The organism is Mycobacterium sp. 012931 (assembly GCF_000419295.1).
GTDB lineage: Bacteria > Actinomycetota > Actinomycetes > Mycobacteriales > Mycobacteriaceae > Mycobacterium > Mycobacterium marinum.
The window spans coordinates 3,867,808-3,890,139 of record NZ_AOPX01000001.1 but is presented as its reverse complement, the minus strand read 5'-3'; the positions used below and the strand labels follow the sequence as shown (position 1 = coordinate 3,890,139).

Genomic DNA, 22,332 nt, shown 5'->3' with positions numbered 1-22,332 from the left:
TGCGAAATGAAGGAGTTAGTTCATGTCAGAACGCGTCATCCTGGCGTATTCCGGCGGTCTGGACACCTCGGTCGCCATCAGCTGGATAGGCAAGGAGACCGGCCGTGAGGTCGTGGCTGTTGCGATTGACCTCGGCCAGGGTGGCGAGGACATGGAGGTCGTGCGTCAGCGAGCGCTCGATTGCGGTGCCGTCGAGGCGGTCGTGGTCGATGCTCGCGACGAGTTCGCGGAGGGCTACTGCCTGCCCACCATCTTGAACAATGCCCTCTACATGGACCGCTATCCGCTGGTGTCGGCCATCAGCCGGCCGCTGATCGTCAAGCATCTGGTGGAGGCGGCACGCGAGCACGGCGGTGGGATCGTCGCGCACGGGTGCACGGGCAAGGGCAATGACCAGGTGCGATTTGAGGTCGGGTTCGCGTCGCTGGCTCCCGATCTAGAGGTGTTGGCACCGGTTCGCGACTACGCCTGGACCCGGGAGAAGGCGATCGCATTCGCCGAAGAGAACGCGATCCCGATCAACGTCACCAAGCGCTCGCCGTTCTCGATCGACCAAAACGTGTGGGGCCGAGCTGTCGAAACCGGCCTCCTCGAGCACCTGTGGAACGCGCCCACCAAGGACGTCTACTCCTACACCGAAGATCCGACCGTCAACTGGAACACCCCCGATGAGGTGATCGTCGGCTTCGAACGCGGCATGCCGGTGTCGATCGACGGCAACGCGGTCACGATGCTGCAGGCCATCGAGGAGCTCAACCGCCGGGCCGGGGCCCAGGGTGTCGGGCGCCTCGATGTCGTCGAGGACCGCTTGGTGGGCATCAAGAGCCGGGAGATCTACGAGGCGCCCGGGGCCATGGTGCTCATCACGGCCCACGCCGAGCTCGAGCACGTCACCCTCGAGCGTGAGCTGGCCCGATTCAAGCGGCACACCGATCAGCGCTGGGCCGAGCTGGTGTACGACGGACTGTGGTATTCGCCGTTGAAGACCGCGCTGGAGAGCTTTGTCGCCAAGACCCAGGAGCACGTGTCTGGTGAGATCCGGCTGGTGTTGCACGGCGGTCACATCGCCGTCAACGGCCGGCGCAGCGCGGAGTCGCTTTACGACTTCAACCTGGCCACCTACGACGAGGGCGACACCTTCGACCAGTCGGCTGCCAAGGGGTTCGTCTACGTGCACGGCTTGTCGTCCAAACTCTCCGCCCGCCGGGATCTGCAGTGAGCCGCTACTGCCGAGCAGACGCGAAATCGCAGATGCACCGGCGCGTTGGTGCGATTCTGTGTCTGCTCGCGGAGGAAAAGCTCGCGGAGGAAAAGTGAGTACCAATCAGGGATCGCTGTGGGGTGGGCGGTTCGCCGGCGGGCCTTCCGACGCGCTGGCGGCGCTGAGCAAATCCACCCATTTCGACTGGGCCCTGGCCCCCTACGACGTCACCGCATCGCGGGCCCACGCTGTGGTGCTCTTCCGCGCTGGGCTGCTCACCGAGGAGCAGCGCGACGGTCTATTGGCTGGCCTGGACAGCCTGGCCAGCGACGTCGCCGACGGCAGCTTCGGCCCCCTGGTCTCCGATGAGGACGTGCATGCCGCGCTGGAACGCGGATTGATCGAGCGGGTCGGCCCGGACCTCGGCGGCCGCCTGCGGGCCGGCCGATCCCGCAACGATCAAGTCGCCACCCTGTTCCGGATGTGGCTGCGCGACGCGGTGCGCCGGGTGGCCACGGGTGTACTCGAGGTGGTGGCGGCGCTCGGCGATCAGGCGGCCGCGCACCCGACGGCCATCATGCCCGGCAAGACGCACCTGCAGTCCGCCCAACCCATCTTGCTGGCGCACCATCTGCTCGCCCACGCCCATCCGCTGCTGCGCGACGTGGAGCGGATCGTGGACTTCGACAAACGAGCGGCGGTTTCCCCATACGGCTCGGGTGCGCTGGCCGGATCCTCGCTCGGCTTGGACCCCGATGCGATCGCGGCGGATCTGGGTTTCACCACCGCCGCCGACAACTCCGTCGATGCGACCGCCTCGCGCGATTTCGCGGCCGAGGCGGCGTTCGTATTCGCCATGATCGCCGTCGACCTGTCCCGGCTGGCCGAGGACATCATCATCTGGAGCTCGACCGAGTTCGGCTATGTCACCTTGCACGACTCGTGGTCCACCGGCAGCTCGATCATGCCGCAGAAGAAAAACCCGGATATCGCGGAGCTGGCCCGCGGCAAGTCCGGGCGGCTGATTGGCAACCTCACCGGGTTGCTGGCGACCCTGAAAGCCCAGCCCCTGGCCTACAACCGCGACCTGCAGGAAGACAAGGAGCCGGTGTTTGACTCGGTGGTTCAGCTCGAGCTGCTGCTGCCGGCGATGGCGGGCCTGGTGGGGAGCCTGACCTTCGATGTCGAGCGGATGGCCGCGCTGGCGCCTGCGGGCTACACGTTGGCCACCGATGTCGCAGAGTGGTTGGTACGACAAGGCGTCCCCTTTAGGTCCGCGCATGAGGCCGCCGGTGCCGCCGTGCGCACCGCCGAGGAACGCAGCGTCGGCCTCGAGGAGTTGACCGACGACGAACTTGCCGCCATCAGCCCGGAGCTGACACCGCAGGTACGCGACGTATTGACGATTGAGGGATCGGTGTCCGCACGTGATTCCCGCGGAGGCACGGCGCCTAAGCGGGTCGCCGAGCAGCTTCAAATTGTGCGGGAAATCACTGCTCGGCTGGGCCATGAGCTGATGCGCTGAGCGGATTTTGCCGCTGCGGCCCTCGATCGCGAACTAAACTTCGTGTCCTAGGGAATGCATTGAACGTTTCGGCGTTGATGTTCGTGTTGAAGGGGTGGGACCGATGAGCGTCATCGCAGGTGTGTTTGGTGCGTTGCCCCCGCATCGCTACAGTCAGCGCGAACTCACCGAGACGTTCGTCAACATCCCGGACTTTGAGGGCTACGAAGAACTCGTCCGGCAGATACACGCAAACGCAAAGGTCAACAGCCGCCATTTGGCGCTGCCGCTGGAGACGTACCCCAAGCTGAATGACTTCGGTGAGGCCAATGGGATTTTCATCGACAAGGCCGTGGACCTCGGCGTCGAAGCCTTGATGGGGGCACTCGACGAGGCCGGCCTGCAGCCCGAAGACCTCGATGTCCTCATCACCACCACGGTCACCGGCCTGGCGGTGCCATCGTTGGATGCCCGCATCGCCGGACGCGTTGGACTGCGGCTGGACGTGCGACGGGTACCGCTGTTCGGGCTGGGATGTGTGGCCGGTGCCGCCGGTGTGGCCCGTCTCCACGACTATCTGCGCGGTGCTCCCAACGGCATCGCCGCCTTGATCTCCGTCGAGCTGTGTTCACTGACTTTCCCGGGATACAAGCCTTCGGCTGCGGGTCTGGTCGGCAGTGCACTGTTTGCAGACGGTGCCGCCGCGGTGGTGGCGGTCGGAGACGGACGGGCCGAAGAGGTTGGCGCCAGCGGACCCGACATCCTGGATTCGTGCAGCCACCTGTATCCCGATTCGTTGCGCACCATGGGCTACGACGTGGGCTCCGCCGGGTTCGAGCTGGTGCTGTCCAAGGACATCGCGGATGTGGTCGAGGAATATGTGGCCGAGGACGTCACCACCTTCCTGGCCGGCCACGGCCTCAGCGTCACCGACATCGGCGCCTGGGTCACCCATCCCGGTGGCCCCAAGATCATCAACGCGATCACCGAGAGCCTCAACCTGCCTCCGGAGGCGCTGGAGCTGACCTGACGTTCGCTCGGCGAGATCGGCAATCTTTCGTCGGCATCGGTGTTGCATGTGCTGCGGGACACCATTGCCAAACCGCCGCCCAGCGGGAGTCCCGGCCTGATGATGGCGATGGGCCCTGGGTTCTGTTCCGAACTAGTACTGCTGCGTTGGCACTGAACAAACGTGAATTTCTGCTCGATCGGGGATCTAGGACGGGGCTACCGGTGCTTGGCCAGGAGCCGGAAAGGAACAACGCCAGCCGCCGCGCGCCCCTCGCGCCGATTCGCTGAGTAGCTGGAAAGGCGCGTTGTATGGACAGCACCCCAGACGAACTCATCACGGCACTGCGCAAGACACTCAAAGAGAACGAGCGGCTCAAGCGGGAAAACCGTGACCACCTTGCCCAAGCCACAGAGCCCGTCGCGGTGGTCGGGATGGGATGTCGTTACCCGGGTGGCATCGCGACTCCCGAGGGCTTGTGGGAGATGGTGGCCGCCGGACGTGACGTGGTGTCGGATTTCCCGACGGATCGCGGCTGGGATGGGGCGAGTCTGTTCGACCCCGATCCGGACGCGGTGGGTAAGTCATACACCCGCAGCGGTGGATTCCTGACCGACGTCGCTGGTTTTGACGCCGAATTCTTCGGGATAGCGCCCAGCGAAGTGATGGCGATGGATCCCCAGCAGCGACTGTTGCTGGAAGTGTCCTGGGAGGCGTTGGAGCGCACCGGAATCGACCCGACCACGTTGCGCGGATCGCCGACCGGTGTGTTCGTCGGGGTCTTCCACGGCTCGTATGGGGGACAGGGCCGGGTGCCCGGCGACCTCGAGAGATATGGGCTGCGCGGGTCGACGTTGAGTGTGGCGTCGGGCCGAGTGGCCTATGTGCTGGGGTTGGAGGGCCCGGCGGTGTCGGTGGATACCGCGTGTTCGTCCTCACTGGTCGCCTTGCACCTGGCGGTGCAGTCACTGCGGTCGCGTGAGTGCGATTTGGCCCTGGTGGGTGGGGTAACCGTGATGGCCACCCCGGCGATGTTCATCGAATTCAGCCGGCAACGGGCGCTATCGGCCGACGGGCGGTGCAAGGCGTACGCGGGTGCCGCCGACGGGACCGCGTTCTCCGAGGGCGCCGGGGCGCTGGTGCTGGAGCGGCTGACCGATGCACAGCGGTTGGGACATCCGGTGTTGGCCGTGGTGCGGGGTTCGGCGGTCAACCAGGATGGTGCCTCCAACGGGCTCGCGACCCCGAATGGGCCCTCACAGCAGCGAGTGATTCGCGCGGCGCTGGCCAGTGCCCGGCTGGGCGTGGCCGATGTGGATGTGGTCGAAGGCCACGGCACCGGGACCACCTTGGGCGATCCCATTGAGGCCCAGGCGATTTTGGCCACCTATGGGCAGGACCGTACCGGGCCCGGCAAAGAGCCCCTGTGGCTGGGCTCGATCAAATCGAACATGGGGCATACCTCTGCCGCGGCCGGGGTAGCCGGAGTCATCAAGATGACGCTGGCGATGCAGCATGGGGTGCTGCCCCAGACGCTGCATGTGGATGTGCCGACGCCGCATGTGGAATGGTCAGCGGGGTTAGTGTCGTTGCTGACCGAGGCGCGTCCGTGGCCGGAAACCGGGCGTGCGCGTAGGGCAGGGATATCTTCGTTCGGGATCAGCGGCACCAACGCTCACGTCATTCTCGAGCAGGCGCCGGCAGCAGAAGAGGTTGCCGCACAGCACAGAACCGATCTCACCCCGTGGATACTGGCTGCGCGGTCAGCTCCGGCGTTAGTCAACCAGGCACGGCGCCTGGCGCAGTGGGTGAGTGATCGCCCGGATCTCGATGTAGCCGATGTGGGCTGGTCGTTGGCTACCACCAGGTCGGTGTTCGAACATCGGGCGGTGGTGGTGGGCGCCGACCGGACGCAGCTGATTCAGGGGCTCGCGGGCTTTGTCGACGGTGAGCCAGGCGCCGGTGTTGTCGTGGGTCGTGCCCGGCCAGTAGGCAAGACGGTGTTCGTGTTTCCCGGCCAGGGGTCGCAGTGGGTCGGGATGGGCGTCGATCTGCTGGACACCTCGACGGTGTTCGCCGATCAGATGCATCCGTGCGAGAAGGCTCTTGCCGAGTACGTGTCCTGGTCGCTGCTCGATGTCGTGCGGGCGGTGCCGGGTGCTCCGGGGCTGAATCGGGTGGACGTCGTGCAGCCGGTGTTGTGGGCGATCATGGTGTCGCTCGCCGAATTATGGCGTTCCGCAGGGGTGCTTCCCGACGCGGTGATTGGCCATTCGCAAGGCGAGATTGCGGCCGCCTACGTGGCGGGGGCGCTGTCCCTCGAGGATGCGGTGCGGGTGGTCGCGCGGCGCAGCCAGCTGCTGGTGCAGCTCTCCGGTGCCGGCGGGATGGTGTCGCTCGCGTGCGGACTGGAACGCGCCCGCCAGCTAGTGGCGTCGTGGAGCGACCGCTTGAGTATTGCTGCGGTAAACGGCGTTTCAGCGATCGTGGTGTCCGGCGAGGTGGATGCTCTCGATGCCCTGATTGGGCGCTGTGAGGCGGACGATATTCGGGCCCGCAGAATCGACGTCGACTACGCGTCCCATTCCGCTCAGGTGGAGGCGATCCGTGCCGAGTTGGCCGAGGCGCTGGACGGTATCGCGCCCCAATCGACATCGACGGCCTTCATCTCCACGGTCACCGGCGAATTCACCGATACCGCGGGCTTGGACGCCGACTACTGGTATCGCAGCATCCGCCAGACGGTGCAGTTCGAACGGGCTATCCGTACCGCCTTCAACAGCGGGTGCCAAGTCTTCATCGAGTCCAGCCCGCACCCGGTTTTGATGGCCGGCATCGAAGAAACCCTGGCTGGCCAGCAAGACTCCGGCGAAGCGATCGTCATTCCATCGCTGGGGCGCGACGACGGCGGGCTGCAAAGATTCTGGCTATCGGTCGCTCAAGCCCATGTCGCGGGGGTGCGGGTGGACTGGGCCTCGATCATCGGCGCCGGCCGCCGGGTGGCCCTGCCCACCTACGGGTTCCAGCATCGCCGCTTCTGGCTGGGGCAGCTCGATGCCGGTCGTACCGACGTGGGCGGTCTGGGGCAGGCCGGTGCCGCGCATGGCCTACTGGGCGCGGTGGTGGAGCGACCCGATTCGGGTGGGGTGGTCTTGACTGGTCAGCTATCGGTGGCATTGCAGCCATGGCTGGCGGGTCATGCGGTGGCCGGCACGGTGTTGTTCCCGGGTGCGGGCTTTGTCGAGTTGGCGATCCGCGCCGGCGATGAGGTCGGATGCGCGGCAGTGGAAGAACTGACCCTGTCAGCGCCGTTGGTTCTGCCGACCGTCGGCGGAGTGCAACTACAGGTGGTGGTGGGCCCCGCCGACCAGTCGGATCGCCGGACAGTAGAAGTGTATTCCCGCGGCGACCAGTCACTTTCGGAATGGTCATTACATGCCGAAGGCGTACTGGCGCCGGCGGCGGTTGCTTCAGTGGGGCAGTTGACGGCATGGCCACCGGAGGGCGCGACGGCGCTGGACCTCGGCGGTGTGTACGACCGGCTGGCAGCCCGGGGCTACGAATACGGTCCGGCGTTTCGCGGTCTGCAGGCCGTGTGGGAGTCGGGGGACGAAATCTTCGCTGAGGTGGCCCTCCCCGAAGATGCCGGCGCGCAGATCGGCGGTTTCGGCATCCACCCAGCGCTTCTCGATGCGGCACTGCATGCGTTGGTGCTGACCGCGGAGCAGAACCAAACGGTGTTGCCGTTCGCGTGGCAAGGGGTGTCGTTGCACGCTGCCGGAGCCTCGCGCTGTCGAGTCCGGATAGCGCAATCTCGGTCCGGCTCGGTGGCCATGGAACTCGCCGACTCGGTAGGTCTGCCGGTTTTGACGGTGCGGGACCTAGCGTTTCGTCCGGTGTCCGACCAGACGTCATCGGCGGGCACGGCCGGTGGCGGTGGCTTGCTAGAGGTCGCGTGGTCACCGCTGGGCAGGCCCGGCGACGACACCGCCGATATACCGGTGACGTTGTGGGACTTGGCCTCCCAGGTCGAGCTGTCCGCGGGTGCGGTGGAGTCGACATATGTGGCCACCGATGGCGCGTTGGGCGCATTGCAGTCGTGGCTGGCCAGCGACCAACCCGGGGTCTTGGCGGTGGTGACGCACGGCGCGGTAGGACTGGCGGACGAAGACGTGACCGATCTGGCGGGTTCGGCGGTGTGGGGGCTGGTGAGTTCGGCGCAGGCCGAGCATCCTGGTCGCGTCGTACTGGTCGATACCGATGGTTCGGTCGAACTGGGCGCGGTGCTGAATTCCGGTGAGCCGCAGCTGGTGGTGCGTGCGGGCGTGGCCTACCAGGCGCGGTTGAAGCCGGCCGAGTCACTGCTGCGGTTGCCGCCACCGGGCGAGAATTGGCGATTGGTCACCGGCGGCGGTGGCACGTTGGATGACGTGAAGGTGGGCGGCTGTGCGCCGTCGGGGCTGATGACCGGACAGCTGCGGGTCGCAGTGGCCGCCGTGGGCGTCAATTTCCGGGATGTGCTGGTGGCGTTGGGTATGTATCCCGGTGGAGGCGAGCTAGGGGTTGAGGGCGCCGGGATTGTCACCGAGGTCGGGCCCGGCGTTTCCGGGGTGGCCGTCGGCGATGCGGTCATGGGGCTGCTCGGCGTGGTGGGGCCCGAGGCGGTGGTGGATCACCGCTTGGTGACCGCAGTTCCGCCGGGCTGGTCGCTGCAGACGGCCGCCAGTGTCCCGGTGGTGTTCTTGACGGCGTTCTACGGCTTGCGTGTCCTGGCCGAGGTGCGGTCTGGGCAGAAGCTGTTGGTGCACGCGGCCACCGGCGGGGTGGGCATGGCCGCGGTGCAGCTGGCTCAGCTTTGGGGCCTGGAAGTGTTCGCAACGGCCAGCCCAGGAAAATGGGATACGTTGCGGGCAATGGGTTTTGATGATGACCACATCGCCAACTCGCGCACTCTGGAGTTCGAAGAGAAGTTCCGTGCCGGCACCGGTGGAGCCGGAGTGGACGCGGTGCTCAACTCGCTGGCCGGCGAATTTGTCGACGCATCGCTTCGGCTGTTGGTCCCCGGCGGTCGCTTCATCGAGATGGGTAAGACCGATCTTCGTGACCCACAGACGATGGCCGAACAGCATCGCGGCGTTGGGTATCGGGCATTTGATCTCATCGAGGCCGGCCCGGACCTGATCGCGCGGATGCTGGCCGAGCTGAGCCGACTGCTTTGCGCCGAAACCCTGACACCGTTGCCGATCAAGACTTTCGACGTGCGGCTGGCTCGGCAGGCGTATCGCTTTGTCAGCCAGGCTCGTCACATCGGCAAGGTGGTGTTGACACTTCCCGACGAAACCGGTGCGGTACCCGCTGGTGCCCTGGCCGGAGGCACGGTGATCATCACCGGCGGGACGGGCATGGCCGGGACGGCCTTGGCCCGCCATGTTGTGTCCCGTCATCGGGTGGCCAACGTCATCCTGGTCAGTCGGTCCGGCGCGCAGGCCGAAGGGGCCAGCGAGCTGCTCGGCCAATTGCAGGATGCCGGAGCAGAGGCGGCGGTGGTGGCTTGCGATGTCTCCGATCGGGACGCGGTCGCGGAGCTACTAGCGCAAGTGCCGGCACGCTATCCGCTGCGGGGCGTGATTCACGCGGCGGGAGTGCTCGACGACGGGTTGATCGCTTCACTGACCCCGCAGCGGGTCGATACGGTGCTGCGGGCCAAGATCGACGGCGCCTGGAATCTGCATGAGCTGACCCGCGGCCTCAACTTGTCGGCCTTTGTGCTGTTCTCCTCGATGGCCGGGATCATCGGCACCGCCGGACAAGGTAACTATGCGGCGGCCAACAGCTTCCTGGACGGGCTGGCCGTTCACCGGCGCGCGCTCGGCCTGCCGGGTGTGTCGGTGGCTTGGGGCCTTTGGGAACAAGCCAGCGCGATGACTCGCCATCTTGGTGAGCGCGACAAAGCGCGCATGAGCCGGGTGGGGCTGGCAACGTTGTCAACCGAACATGCCCTCGAGCTTTTCGACGCCGCGGTGGTGGCCGACCGAGCCGTTGTGGTGGCCACCCGGCTGGACGCCAACGCGCTCAAGTCCAACAGCGCTGCACTACCGCCGCTGTTGGGCGAGTTGGCCGCTCGCCCCAAGAGACGAGTGATCAGCGACGCCGATGCCGGCGATAACATCGCGGCGGCAACGGGCCTGGTGGCCAGACTGCACGGGCTCAGTGCCGAGCAGCGTCAACGCGAACTCGTCGATGTCGTGTGCAGCAACGCCGCTACCGTGCTGGGGCGCTCCAGCACCGCCGACATCAACGCCCACCGCGCCTTCCAGGAGTTGGGTTTTGACTCACTGACGGCCGTCTAGCTGCGCAACCGGCTCAAAACCGCGACCGGGCTGGCTCTTTCGCCCACGCTGATCTTCGACTACCCAAGCCCCGCAGCCCTGGCCGAACATCTCGGCATCCGTTTGGCCACCGCCACGGCGCAACCCGATCTGATGCGCCGATTCGACGACCTCGCCCGCGAACTCGACAAGCTGATCAACCGACCCGACTGGACCCACGAGGACAAGGGCAAGTTGTCCGGCCGCCTACACGACATCCTGGCCGACCTGTCCGCCGATGACGACATCACCACTGCCAGCGAAAGCCAGCTCTTCGCCATTCTCGACGAAGAACTCGGCTCCTGAAGCCTCTACGAGGAGCAATCTTGACGGAAACCACCAAGCATGTTGATTACCTCAAACGCCTGACCGCGGATCTGCGGCGCACCCGCCGGCGGGTCGCGGAGTTGGAGGACAAGCTCTCCGAGCCGGTGGCGCTGGTTGGCATGGGCTGCCGGTATCCCGGGGGAGCGGATTCTCCGGAATCGTTGTGGGAGATGCTGACCCAAGGCCGCGATGCCGTCTCGGAGTTTCCCTCCGATCGGGGCTGGGATATCGACGCAATGTTCGATCCGGACCCGGACGCGCGTGGCAAGACCTACACACGGCGGGGCGGATTCCTGGCGGATGCCGGAGACTTCGACGCCGGCTTTTTCGGCGTTGGTCCCAACGAGGCCTTGGCGATGGATCCGCAGCAGCGGCTGATGCTGGAAGTCTCGTGGGAGGCTTTGGAGCGCAGCGGGATTGATCCGACCACGTTGCGTGGCTCCGCGACCGGGGTATTCGTGGGAGTGATTCACGCCGGTTATGGCGGCGAAGTCAAAGGTGAGCTGGAAGGATACGGGCTCACCGGTTCGACATTGAGTGTCGCCTCGGGCCGGGTGGCGTATGTGCTGGGGTTGGAGGGGCTGGCGGTGTCGGTGGATACCGCGTGTTCCTCGTCCTTGGTGGCGCTGCATCTGGCGGCGCAGTCATTGCGTTCGCGAGAGTGCGATCTCGCGCTGGTCGGCGGGGTGACAGTGATGGCGACCCCCGCGGCATTTGTGGAGTTCAGCCGGCAGCGAGCGCTGGCCGCCGACGGGTTGTGTAAGGCGTATGCGGGTGCCGCTGACGGCACCACCTGGTCGGAGGGGGCCGGGGTGCTGGTGGTGGAGCGACTGGCCGACGCACAGCGGTTGGGTCACCCGGTGCTGGCAGTCGTGCGGGGCTCGGCGGTCAATCAGGACGGCGCCTCCAACGGTTTGACAGCACCGAATGGGCCGTCACAGCAACGGGTGATTAGGGCGGCGCTGGCCAGCGCTCGGCTGGGGGTGGCCGACGTGGACGTGGTCGAAGGCCACGGCACCGGAACCGTTCTGGGGGATCCGATTGAGGCCGAGGCGATTTTGGCCACCTATGGACAGGACCGCACAGAGCCCCTGTGGCTGGGCTCGATCAAATCCAATATCGGGCACACCTCCGCGGCGGCGGGCGTGGCCGGGCTGATCAAGATGGTGTTGGCGATGCAGCATGGTGTGCTGCCCCAGACGCTGCACGTGGATGTGCCGACGCCGCAGGTGGATTGGTCGGCGGGGGCGGTTTCACTGCTGACCGAGTCACGGCCGTGGCCGGATCTGGGGCGCCCCAGGCGCGCGGGGGTTTCCTCCTTCGGGATCAGCGGAACCAATGCGCATGTGATCCTCGAACAAGCCCCCACCGCCGAACACGATCTCGCCGAGCCTGATCGCGGCGCCCCAACCGTGCCGTGGGTGTTGTCGGCGCGTTCAGCACCGGCGTTGGCGAACCAAGCGCAACGGTTGCTGTCCTGGGCCGAAGAGCATCCAGATCTCGACCCGGTGGATGTGGGCTGGTCGCTGGCCGCAACCCGCTCGCTGTTCGAGCATCGGGCGGTGGTGGTGGGCACCGACCGCACGCAGTTGATGGACGGGCTTGCCGGTGTGGTCGCCGGCGAGCACGGCGCGGGCGCCGTGGTGGGCCGCGCGCGATCGACCGGCAAGACGGTGTTCGTGTTCCCCGGCCAAGGCGCCCAATACCTGGGCATGGGACGCGTTCTGTATGAGCGGTTTTCGGCGTTCCGCACGGCATTCGACGCGGTCGCGGCGGAGTTGGATGCGCACTTGCGGCTACCTCTACGGCAGGTCATGTGGGGCACCGATGAGGGGTTGCTGGAAAGTACAGAGTTCGCGCAGCCTGCGCTGTTCGCGGTGGAGGTCGCGCTCGCTGCCTTGCTGTCACAGCTGGGAGTCGTGCCCGATCTAGTGCTCGGGCATTCGGTTGGCGAGATCTCGGCGGCCCATGTTGCGGGTGTCCTGTCCCTACCCGATGCGGCACGGGTGGTGGCGGCCAGGGGCCGGCTGATGGCTGGGCTAGCGGCGGGTGGGGCAATGGTCGCGGTTGCCGCGTCCGAACAGGAGGTGACGCCGCTGCTGGGGTCCGGGGTTGCGGCGGCGGCGGTCAATGGGCCTGACTCGGTGGTGATTTCAGGCCCGGAAGGCGCCGTCGGCGAGGTGGTGGATCGGATTGCGGCACTGGGACGACGGACGCATCGGCTGGCCGTCTCGCACGCGTTTCACTCGGAGTTGATGGACCCGATGCTGCCGGACTTCGCCGAGGTGTTGAAGGGTGTCTCGGCGAGCCAGCCGCGGATCAGCCTGGTATCCAACGTTACAGGCCAGCTGGCCGAGGCAGGCTACGGATCGGCAGCGTACTGGGTAGAGCATGTACGCAAGCCGGTGCGCTTCGCAGACAGTGTGGCGTTGGCCGAGTCATTGGGAGCCGCCGCCTTCGTCGAGGTGGGGCCTAGCGGCGGCTTGACGGCGTTGGTCGAGCAGTCGTTGACTCGTGAGACGCCAGCGGTCCCGCTGCTGATCAAGGACCGCCCCGAGAACGACGCGCTGCTCCTCGGGCTAGGTCAATTGTTCGCCGATGGTCGAGCTTTGGACTGGCGTGAGGTGTTTGCGGGCTTGGGCGCACAGCGCACGGACCTACCCACCTATGGCTTTGTGCGGCGTCGCTACTGGCTCAAGGAGCTGGGCGTTGACCAGACCAAGCTCACCGGCGCTGGTCTGACAGGTGTCGGTCACCCGCTACTGGGGGCGGTGGTGGAGCGTCCCGATGTGGGGGGACTGGTGCTGACTGGCGTGTTGTCACCAGAACTGCACCCGTGGCTACGCGATCACACGGTGGACGGGGTGGTGCTGTTTCCGGGCGCCGGATTCGTGGAGCTGGCGCTGCGGGCGGGCGATGAGGTCGGCTGCCCGCTGGTACAGGAGTTGACCTTGCTGGCACCGCTGGCGCTGCCGCAGACCGGCACGGTGCGGATGCAGTTGGTCGTCGGCGGCGCCGATGAATCGGGCCGGCGGACCGTGTCGGTGTTTTCGTCGACTGCGGATGGCGATTCGTGGGTGCTGCATGCCGAAGGCGTGCTGCGCGCCAGCGGCGTCGGCCATGGTGTCGACCTGTCGGTGTGGCCGCCGGTGGGCGCATCCGCTGTGGATGTGAGTGACGTCTACGACCGATTCGCTGCCCGTGGTTATGGCTACGGACCGGCATTTCGCGGGTTGCGCTCGGTGTGGCGGCGGGGGCGCGAAATCTATGCGGAGGTGGTCGCTCCCGAGGATGCGACGTTGCAGGGCTTCGGGATCCATCCGGCGGTCCTGGATGCCGCCCTGCATGCCTGGGGGTTCGCCACCGCGACCGATCAATTGATGCTGCCGTTCTCCTGGCAGGGGGTGTCGCTGCATGCGGCGGGGGCGGCGCGGCTGCGGGTACGCATCACCCCGGCGGATGCGGGGTTGGTGTCGGTGGAGCTGGCCGACCCGCGCGGACTGCCGGTGCTATCGGTCAAACAGTTGGTAGTTCGCGCCGTTTCTGGTGAGGCGTTGTCGGCGGCCGTGATTGCGGCCGGAGGCACCATCAGCGGCCGGCTGCTCGAGGTTGCGTGGTCTCCGACATCACCGGAACTCAGCGCGAGCGACTCGGCTCGGGATGTGGTGTTGTGGGAGTCCGGCTCTGCCGACGGTGACGTCGCGGTCGGCCAGCGGGTGAACGAGGCGCTGGCGAAGCTGCAGTCGTGGTTGGCAGGCGATGATCCCGGTGTTCTGGTTGTGCTGACCCGGGGCGCGGTGGGCCTGGCCGGCGAAGGTGTTACCGATTTGGCGGGCGCGGCGGTGTGGGGTCTGACGCGCTCGGCGCAGGCGGAGCATCCGGGGCGCGTGGTACTGGTGGACACCGATGATTCGGTGGACATTGCCGATGCCGTCGCTTGTGGGGATCCGCAATTGGTGGTGCGCTCCGGTGTCGTACATGGGGGCCCGGTTGAGATTCATCGATTCCGGATCAGGGCTGGAACTGCCGGAAGGGCCGTGGCGGTTGGCCGTTGGCGGTGGGGGAACGCTCGAGGATGTGCTGGTGCAGCCGTGTCCTCGAGTGGACCTGGCCGCCGGCCAGGTGCGGGTCGCGGTCGGTGCGGCCGGGGTGAATTTCCGGGACGTGCTGGTGGCGTTGGGGATGTATCCCGGCGGTGGGGCGTTGGGTGCCGAGGGCGCCGGCATGGTCGTCGAGGTTGGCCCCGGAGTGGAGGGCCTGGCCGTTGGCGATGCGGTGATGGGTTTGGTGGGTGTCGTGGGCTCTGAAGCGGTGGTGGATGAGCGGTTGGTGACGACGGTTCCTGCTGGATGGTCGTTGGCCCAGGCCGCAGGTGTACCGGTGGTGTTCCTCACAGCGTTCTACGGGTTGTCGGTGTTGGCCGGTCTCAAAGCCGGCGAGCGGGTACTGATACACGCAGGCGCCGGCGGAGTCGGTGTGGCCGCGGTGGCGCTGGCAAAGTATTGGGGCGCCGAGATTTTCGTGACTGCTAGCCGTGGCAAATGGGATACGTTGCGGGCAATGGGCTTTGATGACGAACACATTGGTGATTCACGCTCGCTGGAGTTCGAGGAGAAGTTCCGCAAGACCAGCGGCGGCGCCGGGGTGGATGTGGTGCTCAACTCGCTGGCCGGTGAGTTCACCGACGCGTCACTGCGATTGTTGGTTTCCGGCGGGCGATTCATCGAGATGGGCAAGACCGACCTGCGCGACCCACAAGCCGTTGCCGACGAGTACCCGGGGGTGAGCTACCGGGCGTTCGACCTGATGGAGGCGGGTCCGGACGCGATCGCGCGGATGCTTTCCGAGGTCGTCGGACTGCTTCAGGAAGGAATTCTAAAAGCACCGCCGCTCAAGCTGTTTGATGTTCGGTCGGCACAGCAGGCCTACCGCTACGTCAGTCAGGCCCGCCACATCGGAAAGGTGGTCTTGACCCTGCCGCAGGGACCGGCCGCGCAATCGGTGTTGTCCGGAGGGACCGTGTTGATCACCGGCGGCACCGGGATGGCCGGGGCAGCAGTGGCCCGGCATCTGGTGCAGCGCTATGGCGTGGGCCACGTCGTGCTGGTCAGCCGGGCTGGAACGCAGGCGCCGGGAATCGCGGATCTGGTTGCCGAACTGCAGCAGGGCGGCGCCCAGGTGTCGGTGACCGCCTGCGATGTGGCTGACCGCGATGCGGTCGCGGCGCTGCTGGCGCAGCTGCCGGACCGCTACCCGCTCAAGGGGATATTCCATGCGGCGGGTGTGCTCGACGACGCGGTGCTCGCCTCCTTGACACCGGATCGGGTGGAGCCGGTGCTGCGGGCCAAGGCAGCCGGAGCCTGGAATCTGCATGAACTGACCCACGGCATGGATCTGGTGGCATTTGTCATGTTCTCGTCGCTGGCCGGCATCGCAGGGGCCCCGGGTCAGGGCAACTACGCCGCCGCCAACGCGTTCTTGGACGGTCTCGCCGCCTACCGGCGCGGCCAGGACCTACCCGCTGTCTCGATCGCTTGGGGACTGTGGGAACAACCCAGCACCATGACGCAACACCTGGGGGATCGGGACCTGGCCCGGATGAGGCAGGTCGGACTCGATCCGCTGAGCACCGAACATGCCTTGCACCTGCTGGATGCCGCGCTGCTCGGCGAGCGCCCCGGCGTGGTGGCTGCCCAGCTCAATGTCGCTGCGCTGAGCGCCAACCCGGAGGTTCCCCCGATCTGGCGTGACTTGGGCACTCGCTCGGTGCGCCGCGTCGTCGACGCCAACGACAACAGTGCCTCGATGACGGCTCTGATCAGCCGCCTGCACACCCTGAGCCCCGAACAACGTAGCCGCGAACTTGTCGACATGATCTGCACCAACGCCGCCACCGTTCTCGGGAACGCCAGCGTCGATATCGATGCCAACAAGCCGTTCCAGGACCTTGGCTTCGACTCGCTGACTGCCGTGGAGCTACGGAACCGCCTCAAAAGCTCGACCGGACTGACACTTTCGCCCACGTTGATCTTCGACTACCCAACCCCGGCGGCACTGGCCGAACACCTCAGCACCCAACTCAGCTCGCTGTCACCCGCTGCCGCCGATGAACAGCCGAACCGGCTGGCTCGGTTCGATGCGGTGGCCCGCGAACTCGACAGCATGATCAACGAGCCCGACTGGACTGCCGAAGACAGGGAACGGGTGTCGAATCGGCTCCACGGCCTGCTGGCCGACTTGACATCCCCGCAGTCGAGGGGGGAAGACCACAGCCACGATGATGACATCAGCTCCGCCAGCGAAAGCGAACTCTTTGCCATCCTGGACGAGGAACTAGGACCGTAGGCGTGATGTCGCGGGCGACGAGTCTGCGCCGGCAGCATGGCGACGGCGATCAAGAGTTCGCATCGGCTGTGGCGATCATCGGAGTGGCATGCAGGTTTCCCGGTGCGGCCAACCCCGGTGAGTTCTGGGAACTGGTGTCTGAGGGGCACGAAGTCGCCAAACCCATTGACCATGTCGGCGACTTCGATGCCGAATTTTTCAATGTGTCACCGCGCGAGGCGGCGGCGATGGACCCACGGCAGCGACTCGCCCTGGAACTGGCATGGGAACTATTCGAAGACGCCCGCATCGTTGCGGAATCCGTGCGCGGCGAGCCCATCGCCGTCTACCTCGGGGCAATGAACGACGACTATGCGTTGCTGACGCTGGACCAGGCCCCGGACAAGCTCGATCACTACTCGTTCGCCGGGGCCAGTCGGGGGCTGATCGCCAACCGGGTTTCCTACGGTTTCGCCCTGCACGGTCCCAGCATGACCGTCGATTGTGGCCAATCGTCCTCGCTGGTCGCGGTGCACCTGGCCCGCGAATACCTGCGCGGCGCAGGTGATGCCACGATGGCGATCGCGGGCGGCATTCACCTCAACTTGGCGAGCGAAACCGGCCGGCTGGAAACAGAGTTCGGAGCTGTGTCGGCCTCTGGCCGCACCTACGCATTCGACGCACGAGCCGACGGCTACGTGCGCAGCGAGGGTGGCGGCCTGGTGCTGCTCAAGCCATTGCGCGCCGCGCTCGAGGACGGAAACAGTATCCGCGCAGTAATTCTGGGCGCCGCCGTGGGCAGCGCTGGGCACACGGCGGGTGGACTGGCAGCTCCCTCGGCCGCCGCGGAAGCCGACGTAATGCGGCGGGCGATGGCCAGCGCCGGCGTCGATCCCAACCAGATCGACTACATCGAGGCACATGGAACCGGCACGCGAATCGGCGACACCACAGAGGCCCAGGCGCTGAGCGAGGTCTTTGCCACACGCGAGACCCCGGTGTGGCTGGGTTCGGTGAAGTCCAATATCGGCCACACCGGCGCTGCCGCCGGAGCCGCGGGCCTGATCAAGACGGTGCTCTCGCTAGAGAATGGCGCAATACCGGCCAGTCTCAACTACGTTGGCGACAGCGCCGGGACAGACATGGAAAGCCATGGCCTGCATGTCAGTACCACACTCACACCTTGGCCGCGCGGAGCCGGGCCCCGCCGGGCCGGGGTGTCGTCGTTCGGCATGGGCGGCACCAATGCGCATGTGATCGTGCAACAGGCTCCGATCCCGCAAGAGGCCGTGGCGGACCCCGACGGTACGGAAGCGACCGTGCCGTGGCTGGTTTCGGCGCGTTCTCGGGCGGCGTTGGCGGGGCAGGCGCAGCGGTTGGCTGCGTGGGTGGCCGAGCTGCCCTCGATCGATGTGGCCGATGTCGGCTGGTCGCTGCTGTCGACGCGGTCCGTGTTCGAGCATCGGGCGGTGCTGGTGGGCGGTGATCGCGGTGGGTTCATGGCGGGGTTAGCGGCCTTAGCCTCAGGCGAACCGGGGGTCAACCTGGTTGCCGGACGTGCCGGCTCGGGGGGCAAGACCGTTCTGGTCTTCCCGGGACAGGGGGCGCAGTGGTTGGGCATGGGACGGGATCTCTATGGCCGGTTCCCCGCGTTCGCCAAGGCTTTTGACACGGTGGCTGACGCGTTGGACGAACACCTTCGCCTTCCGTGGCGAGAAGTGATCTGGGGTGCGGATGCGTCGCTGCTCGAGGGCACCGAATTCGCTCAACCCGCGCTATTCGCCCTGGAAGTCGCGTTGGCTGCGTTGTTGCAGGCCTGCCGCGTGGTCGCCGATCTCGTCATGGGCCATTTGGTCGGAGAGATCTCGGCGGCTCACGTGGCCGGGGTGCTATCGCTGACGGACGCGGCGCGACTGGTGTCGGCGCGGGGTCGGTTGATGGCGCAGCTGCCGCCCGGCGGGGTGATGGTGGCGGTAGCGGCCAGCGCGGCACAGGTGGCGCCGATGCTGGAGGAAGGCGTCAGCATCGCCGCGGTCAACGGGCCGGATTCGGTGGTGATTTCGGGCCCGGAGGCCGCGACAGCCGTGGTAGCGGATCGGCTGACGGGCCAGGGTTGTCGGGCGCACCGGTTGGCGGTCTCACATGCATTCCATTCGGCATTGATGGAGCCGATGATGGCGCAGTTCGGCGCCACGATCAGCGGTATCGTCGCCCACGAGCCGCGGATTGCCCTGGTGTCCAACATGACTGGGCAGCTGGCTGCGGCGGGATACGGAACCGCCAGCTACTGGGTCGAGCATGTGCGCAAACCCGTCCGGTTCGCCGACGGCGTGGCCTTGGCCGAATCATTGGGCGCCGCGACATTCCTCGAAACCGGGCCGAGCGCCGGCCTGGGCACATCAGTTGCGTTGCTGGCCAAGGGTCGTCCGGAAGTCGAATCACTACTCACCGCGATGGGCCAGTTGTACGTCGACGGTGCGGACCTGGACTGGCGGGCGGCGTTCGCCGGTCTGCGCGCCCGGACGGTTACTCTGCCCACATATAGCTTCGCGCGGCAGCGGTTTTGGCTAGGTGAAGGCGCTGGCAGGAAGGCCGATAGCAGCGACGAGTCAGGGCTGCGGCCGCGTTTGGACAGCGTGGATTCCAAGGAGCGCTTTCGTCAACTGGTTGATCTGGTGTGCCTACACGCGGCGATCGCCACCGGCCACTCGAACAGCCACCAGATCGACGCGGAACGTGCCTTCCAAGATCTTGGGTTTGAGTCGATGACCGGGGTGGAACTGCGCAATCGGTTGCGTGCCGTAACCGGCTTAGCGCTGTCGCGAACCATCATTTTTGACTATCCGACGCCAATGGCGCTGGCCCGGCACCTTGATGAACAGCTGTCCGGTGGCAATCACGAAGAATCAGACGACGACAAGATCTGGTCGGTCCTGGGAACCATTCCCGTTCGTGAGCTCAGGCGAAGCGGAATGCTGGACAAGTTATTGCTGTTGGCCGGCCAGGACGAAAGCCCGGCACCCGATGCAGCTGTCAGCGACGATGTCATCGACTCGCTGAGTCCTGAGGCGCTTGTTGCGATGGCGCTCGACTCCGAAGACGACGACCCTGACTGACGAATTTGCGCTGCACAGCACAGATTACGCCGGCATTACTGGTCGCATATGTGACATGTGTTGAATACGTGCGACTTTGCGAGACCCCGAAGATCCGCCTAAACTTCAGTATCGCTACGGGTGGGCTGGCCGATAAGTAATTGAGGGCAGAGCAATGAGCGTTATCGCAGGTGTGTTTGGTGCGTTACCACCGCATCGTTATAGCCAAAGTGAGATCACCGAGTCGTTTCTCGAGTTCCCCGGTCTGCAGGAACATGAAGAGATTGTTCGGCGCATGCATGCCGCGGCGAAGGTCAACAGCCGCCAATTTGTTTTGCCGATCGAGCAATACCCGGCGCTGACCGACTTCGGCGATGCAAACGAGATCTTCATCGAAAAAGCCGTGGATCTTGGCATTGAGGCCCTGATGGGCGCGCTTGACGAGGCGGGATTGACGCCTCAGGACATCGACCTGATCATCACCACGACGGTCACCGGAGTCGCGGTCCCGTCGCTGGATGCCCGGATTGCCGGCCGCCTCGGACTTCGCCCCGACGTACGCCGGATGCCGCTTTTCGGCCTGGGGTGTGTGGCGGGTGCGGCCGGGGTGGCGCGCCTGCATGACTACCTGCGGGGTGCGCCCGACGGCGTCGCGGTGTTGATCGCTGTCGAGTTGTGCTCGCTCACTTATCCGGCCGTCAAACCCACCGTATCGGGCATCGTGGGGACGGCGTTGTTTGGCGACGGCGCAGCGGCCGTGGTCGCCGTCGGCGACCGGCGTGCGGAACAGATTCGTGCCGGCGGCCCTGACATCCTCGACTCGCGCAGCCGCCTGTACCCGGAGTCGCTGGACATCATGGGCTGGGATGTTGGGTCTCACGGGCTGCAGCTGAGGCTGGCTCCGGAATTGACGAATCTGATCGAGGAATACCTGCCAGACGACGTTGATGCCTTCTTGGCCATGCACGATCTGACCAAGAACGACATCGGTGCATGGGTGAGTCACCCGGGCGGTCCCAAGGTCCTCGACGCGATCGCCAACAGCCTCGGGTTGCCCTCGGATGCCCTCGAGCTGACGTGGCGCTCATTGGGCGAAATCGGCAACCTTTCCTCGGCGTCGGTGTTGCACATTCTGCGCGACACCATCGCCAAAGTTCCGCCCAGCGGCAGCCCGGGTCTGATGCTGGCCATGGGCCCCGGATTCTGCGCGGAGCTGGTGTTACTGCGCTGGCACTGAGTCGACGAATTCGACTCTCAAGCCCGGTTTGGGGGCCAGCGCCGCAAAATTGGCCGCGCGGATGCGTTGAGCGGGCAACCTAAGCCTGGTGCGCGCGACTAGCCGGGCGAGCAGCACCACCAGCTCGGTGGTGGCCATCACCGCCCCGATACAGCGGTGCAGTCCGCCGCTGAACGGGATGAACTCATGAGGTGCGGGCTTGCGGTAGTCCGGTGCGGCGGGATCCCAGCGCTGCGGGAGAAACTGTGTGGGATTCGGCCATACTTCGGGGATTCGATGGGTTACGTATGCGCTGAAGATCAGCAGCCGTCCCGAGTTGATCCGGTGCCCGTCGAACCAGAGGTCGCGGATCAGCCGGCGCGCCGAGACCACTCCCGGTGAGTAGAGCCGAAGCGTTTCGTGCACAACGCCATTGAGGTAGGTGAGAGCGCCGAGGGTCTCGGCGCTGGGCGCGGTGCCGCCGAGCACCCGGGCAACCTCGCGGGCCGCCGTCTCCCAGGCGCCGGGCAACGTGAGCAAGGTGTAGGTGGCCCACGCCAGCGCTCCGCTGGTGGTCTCGTAGCCGGCCGCGATGAGCGAAACGATGGAGTCGCGAATCTCGTTGTCGCTCAACGCGCAGCCTTCTTCGGAACGGCCGTTGATCAGTGCGGTCAGCATGCGGTCGTCGGGGCTGGGCTCCGCGCGAGCGTTGGCGATTTCGGCATCGATCAGTTCGTCGATGCGGGTGCGCGCGGCCATCGCGCGCCGCCAACCCGGTGAGTTGAGCCGCTGCTGTAGTTGCATCACCTGGGGCAACCGGTGGGTCAGGTCGATCAGAGGCTGCAGTTGTCGGCCCAGATAGTCCGAATGGGAGGCCAGCCGTGGGCCGAACAGGCTCTCGGTCGTGCTGCGGCGCACCGCGCAACGAAACTCCTGGTAAATGTCCAGTGGTTGCCCTGGCCGCCAGCTGTCGATGACGTTGTCGATGGTGGACACCATGGTGGCGACATAGTCCTGCACGCTTCGGTGCCGCAGTCCGGGCGCCACGATGCTGCGGCGACGGCGGTGATCCTCGCCGTCGCTGACGATCAGTGCGGTCGGTCCATCGACGGGCACCAGGCTCTCGAACGTCTCGCGCCAGCTGAACGCGTCGGCATTGGCGAACACGAACCTGTTCGCCTCGGGGCCCAGCAGATAGACGAAACCGTGGCGCCCGACTCCCGCGTCGATGAATGCGCCACGGCGCCGATATAGCGCCAACAGTGCCTCCCCGGGACGGTAAGGCACC

General features: G+C 66.1%; 5 protein-coding genes and 3 pseudogenes. 7 read left to right on the top strand and 1 reads right to left on the bottom strand.

Annotation, left to right across the window (positions count from 1 at the left end):
• Nucleotides 1-22: 22 nt before the first annotated feature.
• The 7 genes and pseudogenes from MMSP_RS17080 to MMSP_RS17045 all read left to right on the top strand — a co-directional run bounded on the left by MMSP_RS17080 (nt 23) and on the right by MMSP_RS17045 (nt 21,065).
• Nucleotides 23-1,219, top strand: a complete 1,197-nt coding sequence (locus MMSP_RS17080; RefSeq protein ID WP_020787650.1) for an argininosuccinate synthase — start codon at nt 23-25, stop codon at nt 1,217-1,219.
• Nucleotides 1,220-1,313: 94 nt separating this feature from the next.
• Complete coding sequence (gene argH / locus MMSP_RS17075) at nt 1,314-2,726, top strand: argininosuccinate lyase (protein ID WP_015355957.1); 1,413 nt, start codon at nt 1,314-1,316, stop codon at nt 2,724-2,726.
• Nucleotides 2,727-2,829: 103 nt separating this feature from the next.
• Nucleotides 2,830-3,891, top strand: a pseudogene (locus MMSP_RS17070) (type III polyketide synthase).
• Nucleotides 3,892-4,025: 134 nt separating this feature from the next.
• Nucleotides 4,026-10,388 (top strand): annotated as a pseudogene (locus MMSP_RS17065) (SDR family NAD(P)-dependent oxidoreductase).
• 20 nt (nt 10,389-10,408) lie between these two features.
• A pseudogene (locus MMSP_RS17060) lies at nt 10,409-16,754 on the top strand (SDR family NAD(P)-dependent oxidoreductase).
• Between the two features lie 5 nt (nt 16,755-16,759).
• A complete protein-coding gene (locus MMSP_RS17050; RefSeq protein WP_036427372.1) occupies nt 16,760-19,849 on the top strand; it encodes a type I polyketide synthase in 3,090 nt (1,029 codons plus the stop codon).
• A gap of 154 nt (nt 19,850-20,003) precedes the next feature.
• Nucleotides 20,004-21,065, top strand: a complete 1,062-nt coding sequence (locus tag MMSP_RS17045) for a type III polyketide synthase (RefSeq protein ID WP_015355952.1) — start codon at nt 20,004-20,006, stop codon at nt 21,063-21,065.
• Here the strand turns inward: MMSP_RS17045 and MMSP_RS17040 are convergent.
• A complete protein-coding gene (locus MMSP_RS17040; protein WP_086085350.1) occupies nt 21,048-22,331 on the bottom strand; it encodes a cytochrome P450 in 1,284 nt (427 codons plus the stop codon). The genes MMSP_RS17045 and MMSP_RS17040 overlap by 18 nt on opposite strands.
• Nucleotide 22,332: the final 1 nt, after the last annotated feature.